This is a genomic window from Pseudomonas sp. AC463 (assembly GCF_979253585.1).
Map to the genome: position 1 here is coordinate 1 of NZ_CEEDDZ010001172.1, position 236 is coordinate 236.

Genomic DNA, 236 nt, shown 5'->3' on the forward strand with positions numbered 1-236 from the left:
GGTCTGGAGTTGCGCGGAGCTGTCGCGCAGCCACAGCGCCTCGATATCGCCGGTGATGACGAACGCGTCGGGCCTGCCGCCGATTTCCGAATATTGGACCGTCGTGTCGAGCGTGTTCGGGTAGCAATTCTCGAACAGCCACGCGAGTTCGGGGTCGGCGATCTTCGCCTTTACGCGCGCGATCTCCGCCTCCACCGCCTTGCTGACGAAGCGGCGCTGCGCCACCGGCGGCCGCT

At 66.5% G+C, this 236-nt stretch carries 1 protein-coding gene; it reads right to left on the reverse strand.

Annotation, left to right across the window (positions count from 1 at the left end):
- The coding region (locus AC0IYH_RS34010) for a glycoside hydrolase family 125 protein (protein ID WP_471838885.1) at positions 1–236 on the reverse strand (236 nt) is incomplete at both ends.